We start from the raw sequence: 18,501 nt of genomic DNA, 5'->3' as shown, positions 1-18,501 counted from the left end.
GAGCACTGTTCCCCACGTCATTGATATCGGCCGCTAGTTGTTTCCGATGTCCTATCGGATCCGTTAGATTGTATAGTTTAGTTTGATATAGATGCAGAAGATTTTCAACCTGTTTGATTTTAAACAAACCATAAATTATAAAAATGAAATTTTAGCCGGTTTGACCGTTGCCATGACAATGATACCAGAATCGCTTTCATTCGCGATATTGGCTGGGCTTTCTCCCCTGACCGGCCTCTACGCTGCTTTTTTAATGGGGTTGGTGACTTCCATTCTGGGCGGACGTCCCGGTATGGTTTCCGGTGGTGCCGGAGCAACGGTCGTTGTGCTTATAGCGTTGGCAGCTACCCACGGCGTGGAGTATCTCTTTGGAGCAGTTATTTTAGGAGGTATTCTCCAATTGTTAGTGGGGGTATTTAAACTCGCTAAATTTGTTCGGTTGATACCCCAGCCCGTTATGTATGGTTTTCTGAATGGGCTTGCTGTCATTATTTTCATGGCGCAGGTAGCACAATTTAAAATATCAGAAAATGGGGTTGACGGTTGGATGCAGGGTTCTGCGCTGTATGCGATGGCTGGACTGACTGCATTGACTATAGCCATAGTGGTTTTATTGCCGAAGATCACCAAAGCGGTTCCGGCTTCGCTGGTAGCCATATTGATTGTTTTCGGTGTCGTATATTTCTTCGATATAGAAACCAAAAAAGTAGTTGATATTGCGTCGGTAAGCGGTTCGCTACCTAAGTTTCGCATTCCTGAAATTCCGTTTACCTTGGAGACGCTGCAACTAATTTTTCCCTATGCATTGATCATGGCAGGGGTAGGGTTAATTGAGTCGCTGTTAACATTAAACATGGTCGATGAAATAACCAATACAAAGGGTCGGTCGAACCGTGAGGCAGCCGCCCAGGGTATTGCAAACATAACCAATGGCTTTTTCGGTGGGATGGGCGGTTGTGCCATGGTAGCTCAAACGCTGGTCAATATTGGTGCCGGAGCGCGAACCAGACTTTCCGCAATTATCGGCGCGCTCACTATACTGGCGATCATTTTGGTAGCCGGCCCGGTAATTGAGCAAATACCGATGGCTGCGCTAGTTGGTGTGATGATGATGGTGGCTATCGGAACGTTTGAATGGGTAAGTTTCAGGATCATCAATAAAATGCCACGCCATGATATTTTTGTCGGTATACTGGTTGCTGTAATAACGGTACTTCTACACAATTTGGCTTTGGCGGTTTTGATCGGTGTTGTCATATCGGCTTTGGTGTTCGCTTGGGAAAGTGCCAAACGTATCCGTGCCCGAAAATTTATAGACGACCAAGGCGTAAAACACTACGAGATCTATGGTCCGCTTTTTTTTGGCTCCGCAGCTGCATTTATTGAAAAATTTGATGTTTTCGATGACCCTAACGAAGTCATCATTGATTTCAAGGAAAGCAGAGTTGTGGATATGTCGGCTATTGAGGCGCTTAATAAAATAACTGAGAAATATCACCGACAAGGGAAAAAGCTTCACTTGCGTCACCTAAGTCAAGATTGTAGGCAGTTGTTGAAAAATGCCGAAAAGGTCATCGATGTCAATATCATCGATGACCCCACCTATCGGGTAATGACTAATAGATAAATTAAGTGCGTTCTTGTCCCTCACTTCGCCGCCTACTTTCATCGATGAGAGTCGTCATGTCGGCCGCAGGCCGGATTTCCCAGCTACTGCCACCACGTCCGAGCCGAAGCGATGGGTGTGCCGACAGTAAGCGGATGGCATGAGTAAGATCTGAAGCCTCAAGTATCATAATCCCGCCGATTTGCTCCTTGGTTTCGGCGAAAGGGCCATCGGTTACCGCAACCTCGTGGTTGCTCCACCGTAGCGTAATGGCATTCCGGATATCCTGTAAACCTTCTCCACCTGCGAAATGACCATTTTTCCGAAGTTCGTCGTCATAAGCAAAACACTCGTCCACAAACGTATTCCGCTCGCTTTCAGATAAGGTTTTCCAAACTTCTTCATTCATATAGCCTAGACAAATGTATTTCATAACAATTCTTTTTAATTGAGTTTAATGAATTTAAATTTTTTTGAGTCGAAGAATAACATGGGTTGCCTTCTCCGTTGCCTGGAATTGCACACATTCGTAACCGGTGTCGCGTAGGTCAATGCCGTCGAACAGCCGTTCGCCTCGACCTAATACGGTAGGTGTAATGGCAATATGCAATTCGTCGATCAGTCGTTCGCGAAGATACTGTCGGATGATGCTTACTCCACCCCCGATCCGGATATCTTTGCCATTAGCTGCTTCTTTGGCTTTGGCAAGCGCTTCATGAATGCCCTCGGTGACAAAATAAAAGGTCGTTCCACCTTCCATCTCTAAAGGAGGACGTGCGTGGTGGGTCAGCACATAAACTGGAACGTGATAAGGCGGATTCGATCCCCACCAGCCCTTCCAGTTCATATCCGGCCAAGCCCCACGGATCGGCCCGAACATGTTCCGACCGATAATCCAGGCGCCGATATTCCTGAAGCCCCGTTGCGCGAAGTCATCGTCGAGTCCAGTCGTACCATCCGCTTGTCCTTGCCCGGCACGGGGGTCGAAGGAACGATGCATTGTTTGGAATGTCTGTGTAGGAAGAAACCAGTTATGTAACTCTTCCCCTCCAATACCAAGCGGATTATCAACACTTTGATCTAGTCCCGCTCCGTAGCCGTCGAGCGAAATCGAAAAGCTTTCAACCCGAACCCGCGATATTTTCGCGCTTCCGTTTTCTTTCCGAGTGATTGTTTTGTTTTTTGCCATGTCAAATATTTTTTATTGTTTCACAAGTTAGTCGAATGGCAGACGGCAAAATCGACAACCATATAGAATTTTTACGAAAAGAAAGATCAGGTTTTTAGTTCATGAAGTTTTCGTTCGATAAAACGTCGCTCAGGGACCTGTTTCGCAAGAGCAAGAGCACGTTCCCAGGACGCTTTGGCTTCCGCCATGCGCCCTACCTTCTGGCATAATTCCGCCCGTGCTGAATGTGCTAAATGATAGTCGTTTAACTCTCCGCGTCCCAGAATCGAATCGATCTGTCGCAGCCCTGCCTCGGCTCCTTTGTGCATGGCGATGGCGACTGCACGGTTTAGTTCGATAATAGGAGACGGGTTTATGCGCAGTAATAGGCTATACAACGCGCCGATCTGTTCCCAGTCTGTAGAATCGGGATGTTTTGCTTCGGCATGTAGAGCTGCGATGGCTGCTTGCAGGGTATAAGGTCCTGGCCGTTTTGATGAAAATGCCCGTTTTACCAGCGACAATCCCTCGGCAATCAAGTCCCGATCCCAGAGCGAGCGATTTTGGTCCTGCAAAAGAATAATATCTCCTGACGACGTGGTACGAGCTGGACGGCGGGATTCATGTAGCAGCATGAGGCTAAGCAATCCGGTAACCTCCGGGTCAGGCAGCAAATCATGCAGCAGGCGCCCCAGCCGGATGGCTTCACTTGAAAGGTCTATACGGGTTGCCGATGTGCCTGACGAGGCATGATAGCCTTCGTTGAATACTAGATAAATCACCTGGAGTACAGCCCCAATCCGGTCGGGCAACTGATGTCCTAGAGGGACTTCAAACGGTATCTTCGCTTCTCGGATTTTTGCCTTCGCGCGCACAATTCGCTGGGACACGGCAGATGGTTTCACAAGAAATGCCCTTGCGATTTCCTCCGTGGTTAGATCACAAACTTCACGTAAAGTCAGGGCTGTCCGTGCGTCAAGCGGCAGCGCAGTATGGCAGCAGGTGAAAATCAGCCGGAGCACATCATCTTTAATTTTTTTATCAATCTGCAAGGTTGGATCGATGTCCTCAGCTTTTATTTCCTGAACGTGCCATATCAGTAACGGGTCGAATTTTGATTGGCGCCGCATGCGATCGATTGCTTTAAAACGACCGGTAGAAATCAGCCAGGCTCTTGGATTCATAGGAATGCTCTTTTCATTCCATTGTTCAAGAGCTGTTTTGAAGGCATCCTGCATAGCATCTTCGGCAAGGTCAAAATCTCCGAGCAAGCGGATTAGCGTAGCAAAGACGGTGCGCGACTCTTTGAGATATATATCGCCTACGAGTTGTGAAATGGTGTTCGAAGAATTTGCATGGCTGTTCATTACCTCTAAGCTAAACGTAGACCCTACACCCTGCCCATTGACGAGAGGGAGGCAGCGTTCTGCTAAATTAGCAATTAGCGCTGAAATACCGTAGTTGAGTTAGTTAATCGCTTGTTAAGATTTCGCTCATGATTCCTGCTTTCGGAAGAGAAACCAACATATAAGGAGTATTGAATTTACAAGTACCGAAAACGAGTTTGAAAGAATAATTGGCATTTCCTTTTGAAGGATCCCGTAGTAAACCCATAAACCGACGCCGGTTATCAATACAATGATTGTGACAACAGACAGATCTGCCGTTTCCCTTGTCTTTAGGACCTTTATTAGTTGCGGTAACATTGCTGCTGAAGTAAACGTCCCCGCGGCAATGCCAATTATATTTTCGTAAGTCATGATGACCAGTTAATAAGGGCTGCCAGTGGCGGATCGGTCAGTCAGGTTTCCTATGAACAATGTTTGGATAACGGATAGACTTATATGCATTTGTTTGTGAAGCCTGTTTTAAAAATGATCCAATAAGAACCTCTGCTTCGGCATTGCCCTGTTGGACGGAATGATCAAGGGCTGTCAACCCCCGTATGTCGCGAAGAGTCGGATCCGCACCATGTTCCAGAAGCAGTTTTGCTACTGAATTCCTGCCAAACATAACGGCAAACATCAGTGCAGAACCACCGTTGGCATGCTGTATATTGAGATCAGCGCCGTGCTGAATGAGCAATTCCGCCAAATCCGCGTAGCCTTTAAACGATACACCCATCAAAGCAGTGTTACCACCCAGGTCTCTGGCATTCGCGTCCGCACCTAATTCTAGCAGCAAATGGGCGGCTTCATAATGGCCGTGATAGCAAGCAAGAATCAAAGGTGTGTAGCCTTGTTCATTTCGGACGTTGATATCCGCACCCCGTTCTGCAAGTTCCTTGATTACCGCTGTATTTCCCTGTCTTGCTGCTGGAATGGTGTAGTTGTTTATATCTTCCATTTGCTGATACATTTGGCAATATTTTCGAATTACAATCCTGCTGTTGCTAGACTTAACCATTAAAGCGCCATAAAGTTTGGTGCTTCAACCGGTGTGACTCGAAAGCGAAAAGTACGAAACAAATAGGTTAGCGTATTGTTAATCTATTAGCCGTAGAGCAAAATACCCATTATAAAATAGTATAATATGAAAAATCAGAAAAAAGCTCAGACATCTACCGAATCGTTGCCTCCCGGCCTTCAAACCGACGCCCCGTTATATAGGTTGTTTCTGGACACCGTACGTGATTTATATTGGGCGGAAAACCACCTGCTAATGGTACTTCCCAAGATGGCTGCATCGGCTTCATCCAAGGCATTGAAAAATGCGATTGACAAACATAGGGCTGAGACCGTCTTGCAAGTCAGCAGACTGGAAAAAATATTTGAGTTGCTGGGCGAAAAAGCTATTGCCAAAAAGTGCGATGCGATGGAAGGGCTGGCCAAAGAAGGCGAGACAATTATTGAAACTACACCCTCCGGTACACAAACCCGAGATCTTGGTATAATCTTCGCTGCTCAGAAGGTCGAGCATTACGAGATAGCCAGTTATATAGGCGCGTACCAATTGGCAGACAAATTGGGCTTTAAAGCCGTGGCGTCGCTCTTTCAGGAGACATTGAAGGAAGAGCAGCATACAGATGTGCTGCTTTCTGAAATGGCGGGTAAAATCCTCAGTGCGGTAAAGGCATAAACCGTTTTTCCGGAGTTAACTACTAAACGATTATGGCTAAGAAAGCAAAACCGGTTGCGGGCACCGAAAAGCCCATGCAGCCCGCTGCAAAAAAAATGCAGCCAAGCAATGCAAAAACGGACGAGCTGCAATCTAACCGTGAATCATCGGATGGTCAGTTCATGACCACCAATCACGGCGTGCGGATAAACAATGATCAGGATTCACTGAAATCCGGCGTGCGGGGAGCATCCCTGCTAGAAGATTTCATCCTGCGTGAGAAGATTACGCATTTTGATCATGAGCGAATTCCGGAGCGGGTGGTGCATGCCCGTGGATCCGGGGCGCATGGTGTTTTCAAGGTCTATAAGTCGCTGGCACACCTCACCAAAGCAGATTTTCTCCAGGATCCTGAATTAGAGACGCCAGTGTTTGTCCGCTTTTCAACAGTAGCCGGCTCGCGCGGATCCACGGACCTCGCCAGAGACGTGCGAGGCTTCGCCGTAAAATTCTATACCCGCCAGGGTAATTTTGACTTGGTGGGTAATAATATGCCTGTTTTTTTTATCCAGGATGCCTTGAAATTTCCCGATTTGGTCCATGCAGTAAAGCCTGAGCCAGACAACGAGATACCACAAGCAGCATCGGCGCACGATACGTTTTGGGATTTTATATCTCTCATGCCCGAGTCGGCACACATGATCATGTGGTTGATGAGCGATCGTGCGATACCGCGTAGCTATCGGATGATGGAAGGGTTTGGTGTCCATACCTTTCGTTTTGTGAATGAACGTGGAGAATCAAATTTTGTGAAGTTCCATTGGAAGCCGCTTTTAGGCGTGCATTCGGTGGCGTGGGACGAGGCACAGAATATTTCAGGGAAAGATCCGGATTTCCATCGGCGAGATCTTTGGGATGCTATTGAAAGCGGTGCATTCCCCGAATGGGAGTTAGGAATACAGGTAGTTCCCGAAGCAGAAGAGCATCGGTTTGAGTTTGACCTACTTGATCCGACCAAAATTATCCCTGAGGAATTGGTACCCGTACAGCGTGTGGGAAGGCTAACGTTGAATCGTAATCCGGATAACTTTTTCGCCGAAACAGAACAGGTAGCATTCCATGTGGGGCATGTTGTACCCGGTATTGACTTTACCAACGACCCGCTTTTACAAGGCCGACTGTTTTCCTACACCGATACGCAATTGATTCGATTGGGCGGCCCCAATTTTCAGGAAATTCCCATCAATCGGCCTCTTACGAAAGTGCATAATAACCAACGAGATGGGTACATGCGGCAAATGATCAATAAAGGAAAGGGCAGTTATGACCCAAATAGCTTGGATGAGGGTTATCCGGCGCAGGCACCAGCTGCAGAGGGAGGTTTTACTTCCTATCCCGAACGCGTAGACGGCCATAAAATCAGGGCGAGAAGCAAAAGTTTCTTCGATCATTTTAGTCAAGCAAGGCTATTTTACCATAGTCAATCCGAGCCGGAAAAGAATCATTTGATTGACGCATTTAGCTTCGAATTGGGTAAGGTTAAAACCGTTGAGGTACGCGAAAGGATGATCGGTATTCTCTGGCATATAGATCGAGCGTTGGCAGCTGCCGTTGCTTATGCACTCCGATTGTCTGTGCCTAAGGACGGAGGGCGTTCACTTAATCACAGCGTACCCGCGGACGCTGATCCCGCTGAATATCAGCCTATCGCCGCTGACTCCTCACTCGTAAAATCGGAAGCCTTAAGCATGGCGAATACCCGTAAAGACACGATTGCAACACGTAAGATTGCGATGTTGGTCGCGGACGGCGTAAATGACGTATCGTTGAATACAGTAAAGGCCGATATGGAGACTGATGGGGCTGTCGTGGAAGTTATTGCGCCACGGCAAGGTTTTGTGCTGTCCGAAAGTGGTGTTGCAATAGCCGTAAATCATAGCTTTCTTACAGCCGCTTCTGTACTATATGATGCGGTATATGTGCCCGGAGGAGTGAATAGTGCGGCTGCGATTGAAGGCGAACCAAATGCCATCCATTTTTTGAATGAGGCATTCAAACATTGCAAGGCCATTGCCGTGGACGCTGCTGCCCAACAAGTACTTGACGCCACCTATTTTGCCCATAAGCTTCCAGAGGATAATAACCCTGAGACGGTCATGCGAGAAGGAATTGTCATAGATAAGGATGTAGCGATGTTATCAAAACAATTTAAAGCAGCAATCGCACAGCACCGCTTTTGGGACCGCGAAAAGCCGAGGTTAGTGCCGGCATGAGCGCGAGACCAGGCAGGGTATGGGATGAATAACAAAGCGATAATAATCTTACCTTTGTAATGTTTTATGAAGAAAATAGGATTTTTATCGTTTGGACATTGGTCCAATCATCCAGCGTATAACACCCGTACGGCAAGCGATACGTTGTTGCAGTCCATCGATTTGGCCATTGCCGCCGAAGAAATAGGTTTGGACGGCGCTTATTTTCGGGTACATCATTTTGCTGCCCAGTTAGCTTCCCCATTTCCCTTGCTTTCCGCTATCGGTGCCAAAACAAACCATATTGAGATTGGCACAGGTGTTATTGATATGCGTTATGAAAATCCGTTGTACATGATTGAAGACGCCGGCGCTGCAGACCTAATTTCAGGGGGTAGATTGCAACTAGGCATCAGCAGAGGTTCGCCGGAGCAGGTAATCGATGGTTGGCGTTATTTTGGGTATGAGCTGGCTGAGGGCGAAACCGACGCCGATATGGGACGCCGCAAGGCCCTCGAGTTTTTGAATAAGTTAAATGGGGTCGGATTCGCTCGGCCAAATCCCTATCCGATGTTTCCGAATCCACCGGGATTATTGCGTTTGGAGCCACATTCGGAAGGACTCCGGGAACGTATTTGGTGGGGGGCTGCTTCCAATGCGACAGCTATTTGGGCAGCTGAAAACGGAATGAATCTGCAAAGTTCTACGTTGAAATATGACGAGAATGGCAAACCTTTCCATATACAGCAGGCAGAGCAAATCCGGTTGTACAAGGAAGCGTGGAAGAAAGCAGGCCACGCTCGCGAACCGAGAGTTTCGGTGAGTCGATCTGTCTTTGCTTTGGTAACCGATCAAGATCGTTATTACTTTGGTCAAGAAGCCAATCGCATTGATAAAATAGGCATGATTGAAAAAGATAAACGAGCCATTTTCGGACGTAGTTACGCTGCTGAACCGGACCAGCTTATCAAAGAGTTGGCCCAAGACGAGGCTATTCAGGAAGCGGATACCCTCTTATTGACCATACCGAATACATTAGGTGTTGATTACAACGTGCACGTGTTATCTTCCATTCTGGAACATGTTGCGCCCGGCTTAGGTTGGCGTTAAGTTATTTTGACGCAGATACCAAGTGTAAAGATATGTTAGGAAAGTAGTCCAATTGCTTTGAATATCCGATTGTATATAGCGGCCACAACGTCATTCTTATTGCGGTTATACGAAAGGACATTCGTTACGTTTCTTGCCGCTTCATATTTGGCTGCGGCGTAACGTCCACGATCGTCGGCGTGCTCCCGGAGCCAATCCCGAAAAAGAATGTGGCGTATCGTTTCTGGGCAATCCGGACTGAAAACATGTAGATTGACCCGCGGTTTGTCCATGCGAAAGCATCGATGTTGATACCACGAGGGCTCCCGTATCACCAAATGATAGCCGATGGATGTCAATGGTTGGATATATTGGCTTTCCAGGGACGAATCGGGAACAGTGAGGTCAATATCGATAACCGGTTTAGCTGGAAGCCCCGGTACAGCGGTAGAACCAATGTGTTCGATCTTCAAGGCAGCCGCATTCAGTACGCTCCTGATTGCTGATTTCTGCTGTTGAAAAAGGTGCGGCCATTCTGGGTCATAGTCCACTATATAAATCCTTTCTGTAACGGGTCCACCTTCCACCCAAGGTAATTCGTTCGGGTCGGATTGCACTTGATAAACGATATCTTCTGCGGAAAGCGAGTTGGGAATGCGAAAATTTTGCATACAGCTTTTTTTGTCTAAATTACAAAACTTAACGAACCGTAGTACGTTTTTAGGACAGATTTAAAATAGGTGGAAACCGGTTGTCCAGTTGGCTTTTTACTATAAAAACAAGACCATGAAAAATCTGATCGCAAGCGCACACGTCTCCATTAATGCGCCCGCAGAAAGTGTTTAGGATGCTCTTGTCGATTCACGGAAAAACAAGTTCTTTATGTTCGGAGCTACCGTAATATCCGATTGGAAAGTAGGAAGGGAGTACCACCACACGGTACTCATCGACTTAGCCGAGCATAACGGAAAGACGGTAGTTACCTTGTCCCAGGATAAAAATAGATCCGAAGCGGAACAAAAAGAACGTCAAAGAATTGGGGTACGGTGTTGATCAGTCTGAAAAATGTCGTAGAAGGTAATCATCCCGCCATACCTCCTATGGGTTTAGCGGAAAAATTACTCTTACCTAAGACTTAATCCTATACCCCTGGATGGCATAATAAGCAATGAACGCAAACAGTGGGATAGGAACAAAAAAACCTGCCGACATGCCATATAGGTCAGATACATAACCCATTATCGGCGGGAATACAGCGCCGCCGCCCACTGACATGACCAGGAAAGAGGCACCTTGTTTGGTGGAAGTCCCCAGACCCCGGATGGCCAATGCAAATATGGTTGGGAACATAATGGACATGAAAAAGAAAACCCCATAAAGCGCAATCAATGAAGTCCATCCCAATTTTAACGAAACGATCGGCAACAAAGCGCATACCAATAGCGCATAGCAAGCTAACATGCTTGAAGGCTTGAAATATCTCATCAGGGCGCTCCCCGAAAATCGGCCCAACATGAATAGAAAGAATCCCAGCGACAAAAAGTAAGGCCCATATTGCACATCAAAGCGAGGGTGCATGTCGTGATCCGTAACGAAATTGATCAGGTAGCTAAATACGCCGGTTTGGGCGGCCACATAGCAAGCCTGTGATGCGACTCCTAACTTAAAATGTTGATTTTTCCACAGGGGCTTTTTAGAAATATACGAGGGGTGCGACGGATCCGAAATTTCCATATCACCGCCCGGGGTAGGGGCAGCGCCGTGTGCATGCATTAAATCCTCTTCATCAATTTTAGGCAGCTTTAACCGAGAGAAAGCAAAGGCAATCGCTAGAACAGACAACCCTATGATAGCAAAGGGAAGGATAATCGAAATCATTTTCTCGCCTTCAACGTGGCTACGATTACCGTAGATGGACAGGGCAATCAATGGTCCAACGACCCAGGCGAAGCCATTGAAGGACTGAGCGATATTGATTCGTCTTTCGGCAGATTCCGGAGGGCCCAGTTTGGTGGTATAGGGGTTGGCTCCTGTCTCCAGCGTAGCCAAGCCGGCTCCAATAACCAATAAACAAAATAAAAAGAGAACAAATGATTGCAGGGGTGCCGTGCCAGCGGCGAGTAGAGCGCCAATTCCAAAAAGGCTTAGTCCGAAGATAATTCCCTTTTTATACCCGTATTTTTTGGTATATAGACCGGCCGGTATTGCGGTGCAAAAGTAGGCTCCGTAAAGGGATACTTGTATAAAGCTTGATTGCCACTTTTTCAAATGCAATAATTCCTGGAAGTTCTTGTCCAGCGTATCCAGTAAGCCATGTGCGATTCCCCAGGTAAGGAACAATATGCTAATCGCCATGAAGGGCGTGATGTAATTCACACCATCTTTAATGAAAATTGATTTTTTACTCATAAATATAGGTGCCTTGTTGGATCGGCCTAAAATAGAGAAATCCGGCGGATTATAACAAAAAAACGTTGGTTGGATGTCACGACTCTTAATACCGGTCCTGTGATCAATGTTCCGATCCAAAAACTCTAATCCATAGTTTTATACGTGTCAGGTAAAGACATTAGGTAGGCCATCAGGTCAGACAATTCTTCGTTGTTGAGGCTTTGTTCCAACCCCGGGGGCATCATGGATACGTTGTGTGGATCCAGTGAAACGATTTCAGCTTTCGGCACACGTACTTCCGCGCCCGGACCCACAGCTAGGATTACGGCATCCCTAAGCTGCTCCCGGATCACTCCTAAATAAGATTTCGTTTTTGTTCTTACTTGATAGGTGTCGTATTCCCTCGCAAAACTTGCACTCGGATATACAATGGCTTCAAGAATGTCATGGCGCGACCTGATCTCTCCAATGTTGCTGAGATCCGGGCCAAAGTGGGCACCCTCTCGACCCACAGCGTGGCAGGTATAGCAAGCACCCTTGCCAAAGAATACTATCTTACCACGATCGAGATCACCACGACCGAGGCTCGCTTCCAGGTTTTCCAGTTTGGATAGCCGCTGGGCATGACGTTCTCTCAATGCAGCCATCAGCGGTTTGCCAGTTTTTTGCACCGAAATAGGAAAGCCTGCCAGCAGCTTTTCCATATCCTGCTCTGAAAGGTTGTCCAAACGATCTTCCGTGCTGCCGAGTGCTTCAATCAATGCCTTTCCTACCGCCTCGCTTTTGCAGTCATCAAATGCCGTCATCAAACTCGGCAGTAAGAACAGATCAACTTTAGCTACATATTGTCTGGCAAGATCAAGCAGCTGGGTTTCACTGAGAGCGACCCGCCCCAATAACCGGGCGGCCGACTGGCGGACAGGTGATTCTACTACCGGTGCGAGAAAGCCTGTCAGCATCGTAAATTCGTCATTAGCGAGTTCTGGAAGAGTCATGGTCCTGGCACTCAAGGCTTGAATGCGGAAGGTTGCCGCGAAGGAAGTATCACCGATAATCTTTGCCAGTTCACCGTTCAACGTCGGAAGTCTGCGTGATTCGATCAGACTGAGTACACCGCTCTGCAGGACATTGTTGCCGGAACGCAATAAGTGGCCAAGCTGGGATGTCCATGCCGGCGGGAGTTGTTTAACAGGACTTTCGGCAATGACTTCCAATAACAATTGCTTCCAATTGGTGGAAGTGCGATTGTTTTTTAACTCGCCCGCAATGTAAGCATGTAGCTGGTCATCTTCACTGAATGTGATCAACAGTTTTCGAATCGAGGTTAGCTCTTCTTCATTTAGGCGATCCGTATCAAGTCCGGTTTTCAGAAATGATAAGACTACATCAGCCCATTCGGGGCGATGTGAGGCAATCCAGATGCCGGTCTGGTGCAACGCCCATTCCGTGCTTTGCAGAAAGGGCAATACGTGTTCCCGACGGAGAGGAGAATTATCCATCTGGTCAAGCGCAATAACGGCGGCTTTCCGACTCCCTTCCGAGGCGTCTTTCAGTGCAGCAACAAGCGGTTCAGGCCTCCCAAGGACAATTAGGCTGTGGATAATTGCGTGTTCCACGAAACGATCGTCGGGATTGGATGCAGCTCTCAATAGCGCGGGTATACAGCGGGGCGCACCGATTTGTCCCAAGGCAGTTGCCGCCTGGCGCCGTATCGGCGGCGTGTCCTTCTGAACCAAATCCATCAGCTTATCTACAGCCGCTTCGTCTCGGGCGAGGCCCAGACAGCGTGCAGCAGCCGTGCGAACCACTTCGCTTTGGTCATCCAACGCTTGGCGAACCGCGGTCATTGCTTCATAGTTACCAATCCGCGACAACGCGAACACCGCCGAGGTACGGACGATTTCCGCTTCTTCCCGTATTGCATTTTTCAGTGCTGGTACCGATGAAGCGCCCTTACCAACCAGTTGCTCTACTGCCTTGTCCCGCACCATCGGGCGGGGATCGTTCAGGAAATCCGTCAATTCCGCGGGGCTTTTCTTGGGTAGTTCCAGTGCGTTGCCCCATGGGTCTTCCATCGGAGCTGCATCTTTTCGCCGGATGCGGTAGATGCCGCCGCGCACTTCGGGTTTGGCCACACGGGACAGCGGACATCCTTCGATAAACCATCCGCCGGTAATCACAACCAACAAGCTTCCGTCAGCATCTTGTAAGACATCGGTAGGGTGTATGTCCGGGTTTTCGGACGTGAGGAAATCTGCTTCTTCGGTGCTGAACGTGGCGCCATCAGATTTAATCCTATGTCGCATTATTTTTCCCGTGTTAAACACGGCGCTGAAAAGGTTGCCGTTGTATTCCTCCCCAAGTTCATCGCCGCAATAACGCAGTAGGCCCGAATGCGCGATACGGGGCAACTTCGTCATAACAGGCATCAATTCGCCGGTAAGCTTGAGCCGATCTTCATCGATCACGCTATTGTATTTGGGGTATACACCTCCCTCGACCCAATGCATTAGCGCATCTCGCTGCCCATCTTGCGGATCGGTGAAATAGGTCATTGTTCCGATGGTTTCGCCACCGGGCATAAAGACCAATTCAATTGTGTTGTCAAAACCGCCGCCAGCCAAAGATTCCAGGCCGCTGCCATCGGGGCGGCAGCGCCAGATGCGAGCGCCTTTGCCTTGGAGCTTGCTTCCTTCCTTGGTAGTGATATCGAAGCTGCGGCGTGCATCGCACAGATACAGCCAGCCGTCCGGACCCATAAATGGGCCGTGCAAAGTAGCGGCATTAGCGTGGAGCACCCATCCGGTCAAGATTACTTCTTTCTTATCGGCCACGCCATCATTATCGGTATCTGTATAGCGCATTAGGTGAGGAGGCGCCGCCGCATATAAACTCCCCTGGTAGAACGTTCCGCCCATTGGCAGAGGAATGCTGTCTACGTAAATGGTGCTTTTGTCAAATTTCCCATCGCCGTTGTGGTCTTCCAACAATCGAATGTGGTAAGAGGGTTCCGCCAGCATCTTTTCGGTACCCATGGTATTAACACCGGTCGACTCAAACACAAACAAGCGTCCCCGGTCGTCAAAGCTGGCAAACATGGGAAATGAGAGGTGATCTTGGGGTACAGCCTCTTCAATTTCAAAGCCGTCCGGAACACGAAGGTGAGTGATGCCCGTGGGTTGATCGCTGACAGTCCGACCGCAGCCGGCATAAATAAACAGAAGACAGATCAGCCAAAGTAAATTTCTTTTCATTAAACTTGTCTATACATGGTATTCAAATATAAAAACTATTCTTTCAAAATACCTTGTATTCTTTTTCGTATTGCGATTTTCAACGCAACAATTGGATAAAAAACAAATGTTTTTCGAAAACATAATCTGTAAACAGGATTGAAACAAGCTGAGTGACTGCATTCGGTATTCAAAGGAAAATATCGTTGTTTTTGATTTCGAAATTTTGAATTACCAAAATTAATTATACATTTGTGTCAGCTGGCTAGGGTGTCTGACCAAGTAAATCAACCTAGCTGGTTTACTACCCATTAAAATTAACCGATATGAAAAGAAACAGACCTCCTTCGTGTGTTATGCGTGCATGTAATTATCGTTCACAAATTCCAAAACTAGCAACTTAGACGATTAATTGCCGGTATTGATGTTTTCGGTTTTTTTAACTATTCCGGAAAGCTGAGTCATTCCAGTTATGGAATGCGTATCGTCTGTTAATCTATTGCTTAAATGATTTAGTTTGCGCTCTTTGCACGCAAGCTACGACGTTTATTTTCTTTAACAAACCAATTTAATACCATGAGAATTATTGGAATTTTGTTTTTATTGCTACTGCATGGCATATGCGTAGCGCAAACCAAACGTGTTTCCGGCGTGGTAAAAAACGCTGCAGACGGGTCAACGTTGGCCGGAGTTAGTTTAACGATACAGGGGAAAGCCTATACGGCGCAGACAGATGCTAATGGGGAATTTTCCTTGGAGGCGGCCGTTGGCGATACGCTGGTGTTCTCCTTCGTAGGGAAACTTCCGGTGCATGAAGCGGTAGGAGAACGCAACGTGTTGGAAATTCTTCTGTATGACGACGAAAGCCAGTTGGATGAGGTTACGGTTGTGGCTTTCGGCACCCAGAAGAAAACCAGTGTAGTCGGGTCGATCACAACCGTTAAAGCGTCCGATCTACGAATACCATCTTCCAACCTGACCAGTTCGTTTGCCGGTCGTATTCCGGGTATGATCTCCTTTCAGACCACGGGAGAACCGGGGGCTGATAACGCCCAGTTCTTTATCCGGGGGGTTACCACGTTTGGCTATCAGACGTCACCGCTCATTTTGATCGACGGTTTTGAGGCGACAACCGATGCACTCGCGCGCCTGCGGCCAGACGACATCGAAAGCTTCTCCATTCTGAAGGATGCTTCGGCTACCGTACTTTATGGCGCCCGTGGTGCAAACGGCATTGTGATGGTGACTACCAAATCGGGGCGCGAAGGGCCGGTCCAGGTGAATGCGCGTGTAGATTTTAACATAACCACGCCCGTGCAGATGACCAAGTTGTTAGATGGCGTAGAATATATGCGGCTGTACAACGAGGCCCGGACTACCCGCGATCCGGTGTTGGGCCCTTACTACTCCGAACAGCAGATCCAATCGACTATCCAAGGGGTAGACCCCATGCTGTTTCCGAATGTAGACTGGCAGAAAACCTTATTCAGGAATTCCACAAATAACACCAAGGCAAATCTCAATCTCTCTGGCGGGGGTCAGGTTGCCAATTACTACGTCTCTGCAGGTTGGGAAAAAGAGACGGGTCTTCTGAAAGTGGACAACCGAAATAACTTCAATAATAATATTGATATTAACCGGGCATTCATCCGCTCCAATGTCGTTTTCAAACTAACGCCGACGACGACCCTCGACACCCGTATACAAGGGCAATTTGACCGCTATAACGGACCTTATGCCTCGGCCAACGATATTTTTTTCGATGTCATGTGGAGCAATCCGGTTGATTTTCCCGCCGTGTATGAACCAGATGCCGCTAATCAGTTTGCTAACCATACGCTGTTTGGCAATACGTGGGTGGAAGGCGGACTAAAGCGCAATCCGTATGCATCTATGGTTCGGGGGTATGAAGATCGCAACGAAAGCCGGCTGACAACTCAAGCTACCTTGATGCAGGATCTGAAATTTATCACCGAAGGGTTGAAGTTTCAGGGCCGTGTTTCGGCCAATATCTGGAGCCAATATCGAAGTAGACGTACTTACAACCCATTCTTTTACTCGTTACAGAATTACAACCAGGTAACCGGTGAATATACGCTTTACGCGCTGAATCCAAATACCGGCTCTGCCTTTTTGGGTAATGTGGAACCTGGGCGAAATGCCGATGGACACTATTACTTCGAAGGCCGGTTCAACTGGGACCGGGTGTTTGGTAAACACACCGTTGGATTGATGACCGTGGGAATGATGGAAGAGAAGCTGCTTACCGCCGGAAATAGCACATCGATCTATGAAACTTTGCCGGAACGCAATATGGGAAATTCCGGGCGGTTGGCTTACGATTACGACAACCGGTATTTCTTGGAATTCGCCTACGGGTATAACGGTTCGGAGAAGTTTGATGGATCTAAACGGTACGGGTTTTTCCCATCGATAGGTGGCGGGTGGATGGTCTCAAACGAATCTTTTTTTCAGCCACTTAGTGATTTATTTAGCACACTAAAACTCCGCGCAACCTGGGGTCTTGTGGGTAATGATGCGATTGCTGATCGTGACGGGCGCTTTTTTTACTTGTCTGACATCGGACTCCGTGGAGGTACCAATACGACAATAGACGGGTATCGGTGGGGCGCGAACTTCATGAATGCCTACAGCGGCTATTACATCAACCGGTATGCAAATTCCGATATCACGTGGGAAGTATCCGAAAAATACAACCTCGGAATCGAGATCGGTATGTTCAACGAAGCGCTTCAGATACAGGGTGATTTTTTTCGGGATATCCGGAGCAATATCTATATGGTTAGGCAGAACTTTCCTGCTACGGCCGGGTTGGAAGCCAACATCAGTGGGAATGTGGGCAAGGCGCTATCACAGGGTTTCGATGGCTCAATCAGTTATCAGCATTTCTTTAATAACGAGTTCTGGCTGAACGGACGGGCTAACTTTACCTATGCCGTTAACGAATACCTTGAACTGGACGAACGGGATTATGCCGATAGATACCTGAGTCAACTGGGCCATAACATCAACCAGCAATGGGGGTTGGTAGCCGAGCGGCTGTTTGTGGACGAAGCAGAGATCGCCAATTCTCCCGTTCAGGATTTCGGTGAATACATGGCCGGCGATATTAAATATAAGGATGTAAACGGAGACGGTGTAATTAATGCAAACGACCGCGTACCTTTAGGGTTTCCCACAGTTCCGGAAATTCAGTATGGTTTCGGATTGTCGACCGGTTTCAAACGGTTTGACCTTTCATTTTTTTTCCAGGGCAACAGTCGGGTTTCGTTCTTCATCAATCCGGGCGTGTTGGGTGGGAATGAGGGCGATGAAGGAATCGCTCCATTCGTTCTCCGTAGGAACGCATTGGAAGTTGTTGCGCGGGATTACTGGACAGAAACCAATCCGAATGTACACGCATTCTGGCCTCGGTTGTCTACATTTCCGATCGACAATAACCTTCAGCAGTCGTCGTGGTGGCTGCGTGATGGCTCGTTCATGCGGTTGAAAAGTATCGAAATCGGTTACAGTCCGAAAGGTCTTAAACGGATTGGTTTAGGTGAAGGCACCCGGATTTATTTAAGTTCCGAAAATCCACTGGTTTTCAGTCGATTTAAGTTGTGGGATCCGGAGATGGGCAGGCGCGGGTTGCGTTACCCGCCGAACCGGAGATTTAATGTAGGTATTCAGTTGTCATTATAA

At 47.8% G+C, this 18,501-nt stretch carries 13 protein-coding genes; 5 read left to right on the top strand and 8 right to left on the bottom strand.

The features are described from left to right. The first annotated feature begins 91 nt into the window (after nucleotides 1-91). Entirely contained in the window at nucleotides 92-1,627 is a 1,536-nt protein-coding gene (locus tag ACFQRK_RS16595) for a SulP family inorganic anion transporter (protein WP_379008724.1), read from the top strand. Nucleotide 1,628: 1 nt separating this feature from the next. Here the strand turns inward: ACFQRK_RS16595 and ACFQRK_RS16590 are convergent, their stop codons facing one another. The 5 genes from ACFQRK_RS16590 to ACFQRK_RS16570 all read right to left on the bottom strand — a co-directional run bounded on the left by ACFQRK_RS16590 (nucleotide 1,629) and on the right by ACFQRK_RS16570 (nucleotide 5,120). Continuing rightward, nucleotides 1,629-2,039 (bottom strand): YciI family protein, encoded by a 411-nt coding sequence (locus ACFQRK_RS16590; protein ID WP_379008723.1) that lies wholly within the window; start codon nucleotides 2,037-2,039, stop codon nucleotides 1,629-1,631. Between the two features lie 30 nt (nucleotides 2,040-2,069). Continuing rightward, nucleotides 2,070-2,795 carry a dihydrofolate reductase family protein gene (locus tag ACFQRK_RS16585; protein ID WP_379008721.1) on the bottom strand — a complete coding sequence of 242 codons (726 nt, stop codon included), beginning with the start codon at nucleotides 2,793-2,795 and terminating at the stop codon, nucleotides 2,070-2,072. An 86-nt stretch (nucleotides 2,796-2,881) separates the two neighbouring features. Next, nucleotides 2,882-4,141 carry an RNA polymerase sigma factor gene (locus ACFQRK_RS16580; RefSeq protein WP_379008720.1) on the bottom strand — a complete coding sequence of 420 codons (1,260 nt, stop codon included), beginning with the start codon at nucleotides 4,139-4,141 and terminating at the stop codon, nucleotides 2,882-2,884. A 126-nt stretch (nucleotides 4,142-4,267) separates the two neighbouring features. After that, nucleotides 4,268-4,534: a SemiSWEET transporter gene (locus ACFQRK_RS16575; protein ID WP_379008718.1), complete on the bottom strand. Its 267-nt coding sequence runs from the start codon at nucleotides 4,532-4,534 to the stop codon at nucleotides 4,268-4,270. Between the two features lie 37 nt (nucleotides 4,535-4,571). After that, on the bottom strand, nucleotides 4,572-5,120 hold the full coding sequence (locus tag ACFQRK_RS16570; protein WP_379008716.1) for an ankyrin repeat domain-containing protein: 549 nt from the start codon (nucleotides 5,118-5,120) through the stop codon (nucleotides 4,572-4,574). Nucleotides 5,121-5,306: 186 nt separating this feature from the next. Here ACFQRK_RS16570 and ACFQRK_RS16565 point away from each other — a divergent pair, with 186 nt between their 5' ends. The 3 genes from ACFQRK_RS16565 (at nucleotide 5,307) to ACFQRK_RS16555 (ending at nucleotide 9,193) form a co-directional block, all read left to right on the top strand. After that, on the top strand, nucleotides 5,307-5,852 hold the full coding sequence (locus ACFQRK_RS16565; protein ID WP_379008715.1) for a ferritin-like domain-containing protein: 546 nt from the start codon (nucleotides 5,307-5,309) through the stop codon (nucleotides 5,850-5,852). A gap of 32 nt (nucleotides 5,853-5,884) precedes the next feature. Further along, on the top strand, nucleotides 5,885-8,104 hold the full coding sequence (locus ACFQRK_RS16560; protein ID WP_379008713.1) for a catalase: 2,220 nt from the start codon (nucleotides 5,885-5,887) through the stop codon (nucleotides 8,102-8,104). A gap of 66 nt (nucleotides 8,105-8,170) precedes the next feature. After that, a complete protein-coding gene (locus tag ACFQRK_RS16555; RefSeq protein WP_379008711.1) occupies nucleotides 8,171-9,193 on the top strand; it encodes an LLM class flavin-dependent oxidoreductase in 1,023 nt (340 codons plus the stop codon). A 35-nt stretch (nucleotides 9,194-9,228) separates the two neighbouring features. Here ACFQRK_RS16555 and ACFQRK_RS16550 read toward each other — a convergent pair whose 3' ends face one another. The 3 genes from ACFQRK_RS16550 to ACFQRK_RS16540 form a co-directional block, all read right to left on the bottom strand. Beyond that, on the bottom strand, nucleotides 9,229-9,843 hold the full coding sequence (locus tag ACFQRK_RS16550; protein ID WP_379008710.1) for a GrpB family protein: 615 nt from the start codon (nucleotides 9,841-9,843) through the stop codon (nucleotides 9,229-9,231). Between the two features lie 457 nt (nucleotides 9,844-10,300). Further along, nucleotides 10,301-11,581: a sugar MFS transporter gene (locus tag ACFQRK_RS16545; protein WP_379008708.1), complete on the bottom strand. Its 1,281-nt coding sequence runs from the start codon at nucleotides 11,579-11,581 to the stop codon at nucleotides 10,301-10,303. Nucleotides 11,582-11,706: 125 nt separating this feature from the next. Then, nucleotides 11,707-14,817, bottom strand: a complete 3,111-nt coding sequence (locus tag ACFQRK_RS16540) for a PVC-type heme-binding CxxCH protein (protein ID WP_379008706.1) — start codon at nucleotides 14,815-14,817, stop codon at nucleotides 11,707-11,709. A 555-nt stretch (nucleotides 14,818-15,372) separates the two neighbouring features. Here ACFQRK_RS16540 and ACFQRK_RS16535 point away from each other — a divergent pair. Continuing rightward, a complete protein-coding gene (locus ACFQRK_RS16535; protein ID WP_379008704.1) occupies nucleotides 15,373-18,501 on the top strand; it encodes a SusC/RagA family TonB-linked outer membrane protein in 3,129 nt (1,042 codons plus the stop codon).

Source organism: Parapedobacter sp. GCM10030251 (assembly GCF_042666505.1).
Classification (GTDB): Bacteria; Bacteroidota; Bacteroidia; order Sphingobacteriales; family Sphingobacteriaceae; genus Parapedobacter.
The sequence above is the reverse complement of the archived record's forward strand: the minus strand, read 5'-3'. Positions and strand labels throughout refer to the sequence as shown.

What these genes read in the sequence shown, in the direction of transcription:
- ACFQRK_RS16590 (WP_379008723.1), bottom strand. Translation starts at nt 2,039, where the DNA reads ATGAAATACATTTGTCTAGGCTATATGAATGAAGAAGTTTGGAAAACC.
- ACFQRK_RS16555 (WP_379008711.1), top strand. Translation starts at nt 8,171, where the DNA reads ATGAAGAAAATAGGATTTTTATCGTTTGGACATTGGTCCAATCATCCA.
- ACFQRK_RS16585 (WP_379008721.1), bottom strand. Translation starts at nt 2,795, where the DNA reads ATGGCAAAAAACAAAACAATCACTCGGAAAGAAAACGGAAGCGCGAAA.
- ACFQRK_RS16540 (WP_379008706.1), bottom strand. Translation starts at nt 14,817, where the DNA reads ATGAAAAGAAATTTACTTTGGCTGATCTGTCTTCTGTTTATTTATGCC.
- ACFQRK_RS16535 (WP_379008704.1), top strand. Translation starts at nt 15,373, where the DNA reads ATGAGAATTATTGGAATTTTGTTTTTATTGCTACTGCATGGCATATGC.
- ACFQRK_RS16575 (WP_379008718.1), bottom strand. Translation starts at nt 4,534, where the DNA reads ATGACTTACGAAAATATAATTGGCATTGCCGCGGGGACGTTTACTTCA.
- ACFQRK_RS16570 (WP_379008716.1), bottom strand. Translation starts at nt 5,120, where the DNA reads ATGGAAGATATAAACAACTACACCATTCCAGCAGCAAGACAGGGAAAT.
- ACFQRK_RS16550 (WP_379008710.1), bottom strand. Translation starts at nt 9,843, where the DNA reads ATGCAAAATTTTCGCATTCCCAACTCGCTTTCCGCAGAAGATATCGTT.
- ACFQRK_RS16595 (WP_379008724.1), top strand. Translation starts at nt 92, where the DNA reads ATGCAGAAGATTTTCAACCTGTTTGATTTTAAACAAACCATAAATTAT.
- ACFQRK_RS16560 (WP_379008713.1), top strand. Translation starts at nt 5,885, where the DNA reads ATGGCTAAGAAAGCAAAACCGGTTGCGGGCACCGAAAAGCCCATGCAG.
- ACFQRK_RS16580 (WP_379008720.1), bottom strand. Translation starts at nt 4,141, where the DNA reads ATGAACAGCCATGCAAATTCTTCGAACACCATTTCACAACTCGTAGGC.
- ACFQRK_RS16545 (WP_379008708.1), bottom strand. Translation starts at nt 11,581, where the DNA reads ATGAGTAAAAAATCAATTTTCATTAAAGATGGTGTGAATTACATCACG.
- ACFQRK_RS16565 (WP_379008715.1), top strand. Translation starts at nt 5,307, where the DNA reads ATGAAAAATCAGAAAAAAGCTCAGACATCTACCGAATCGTTGCCTCCC.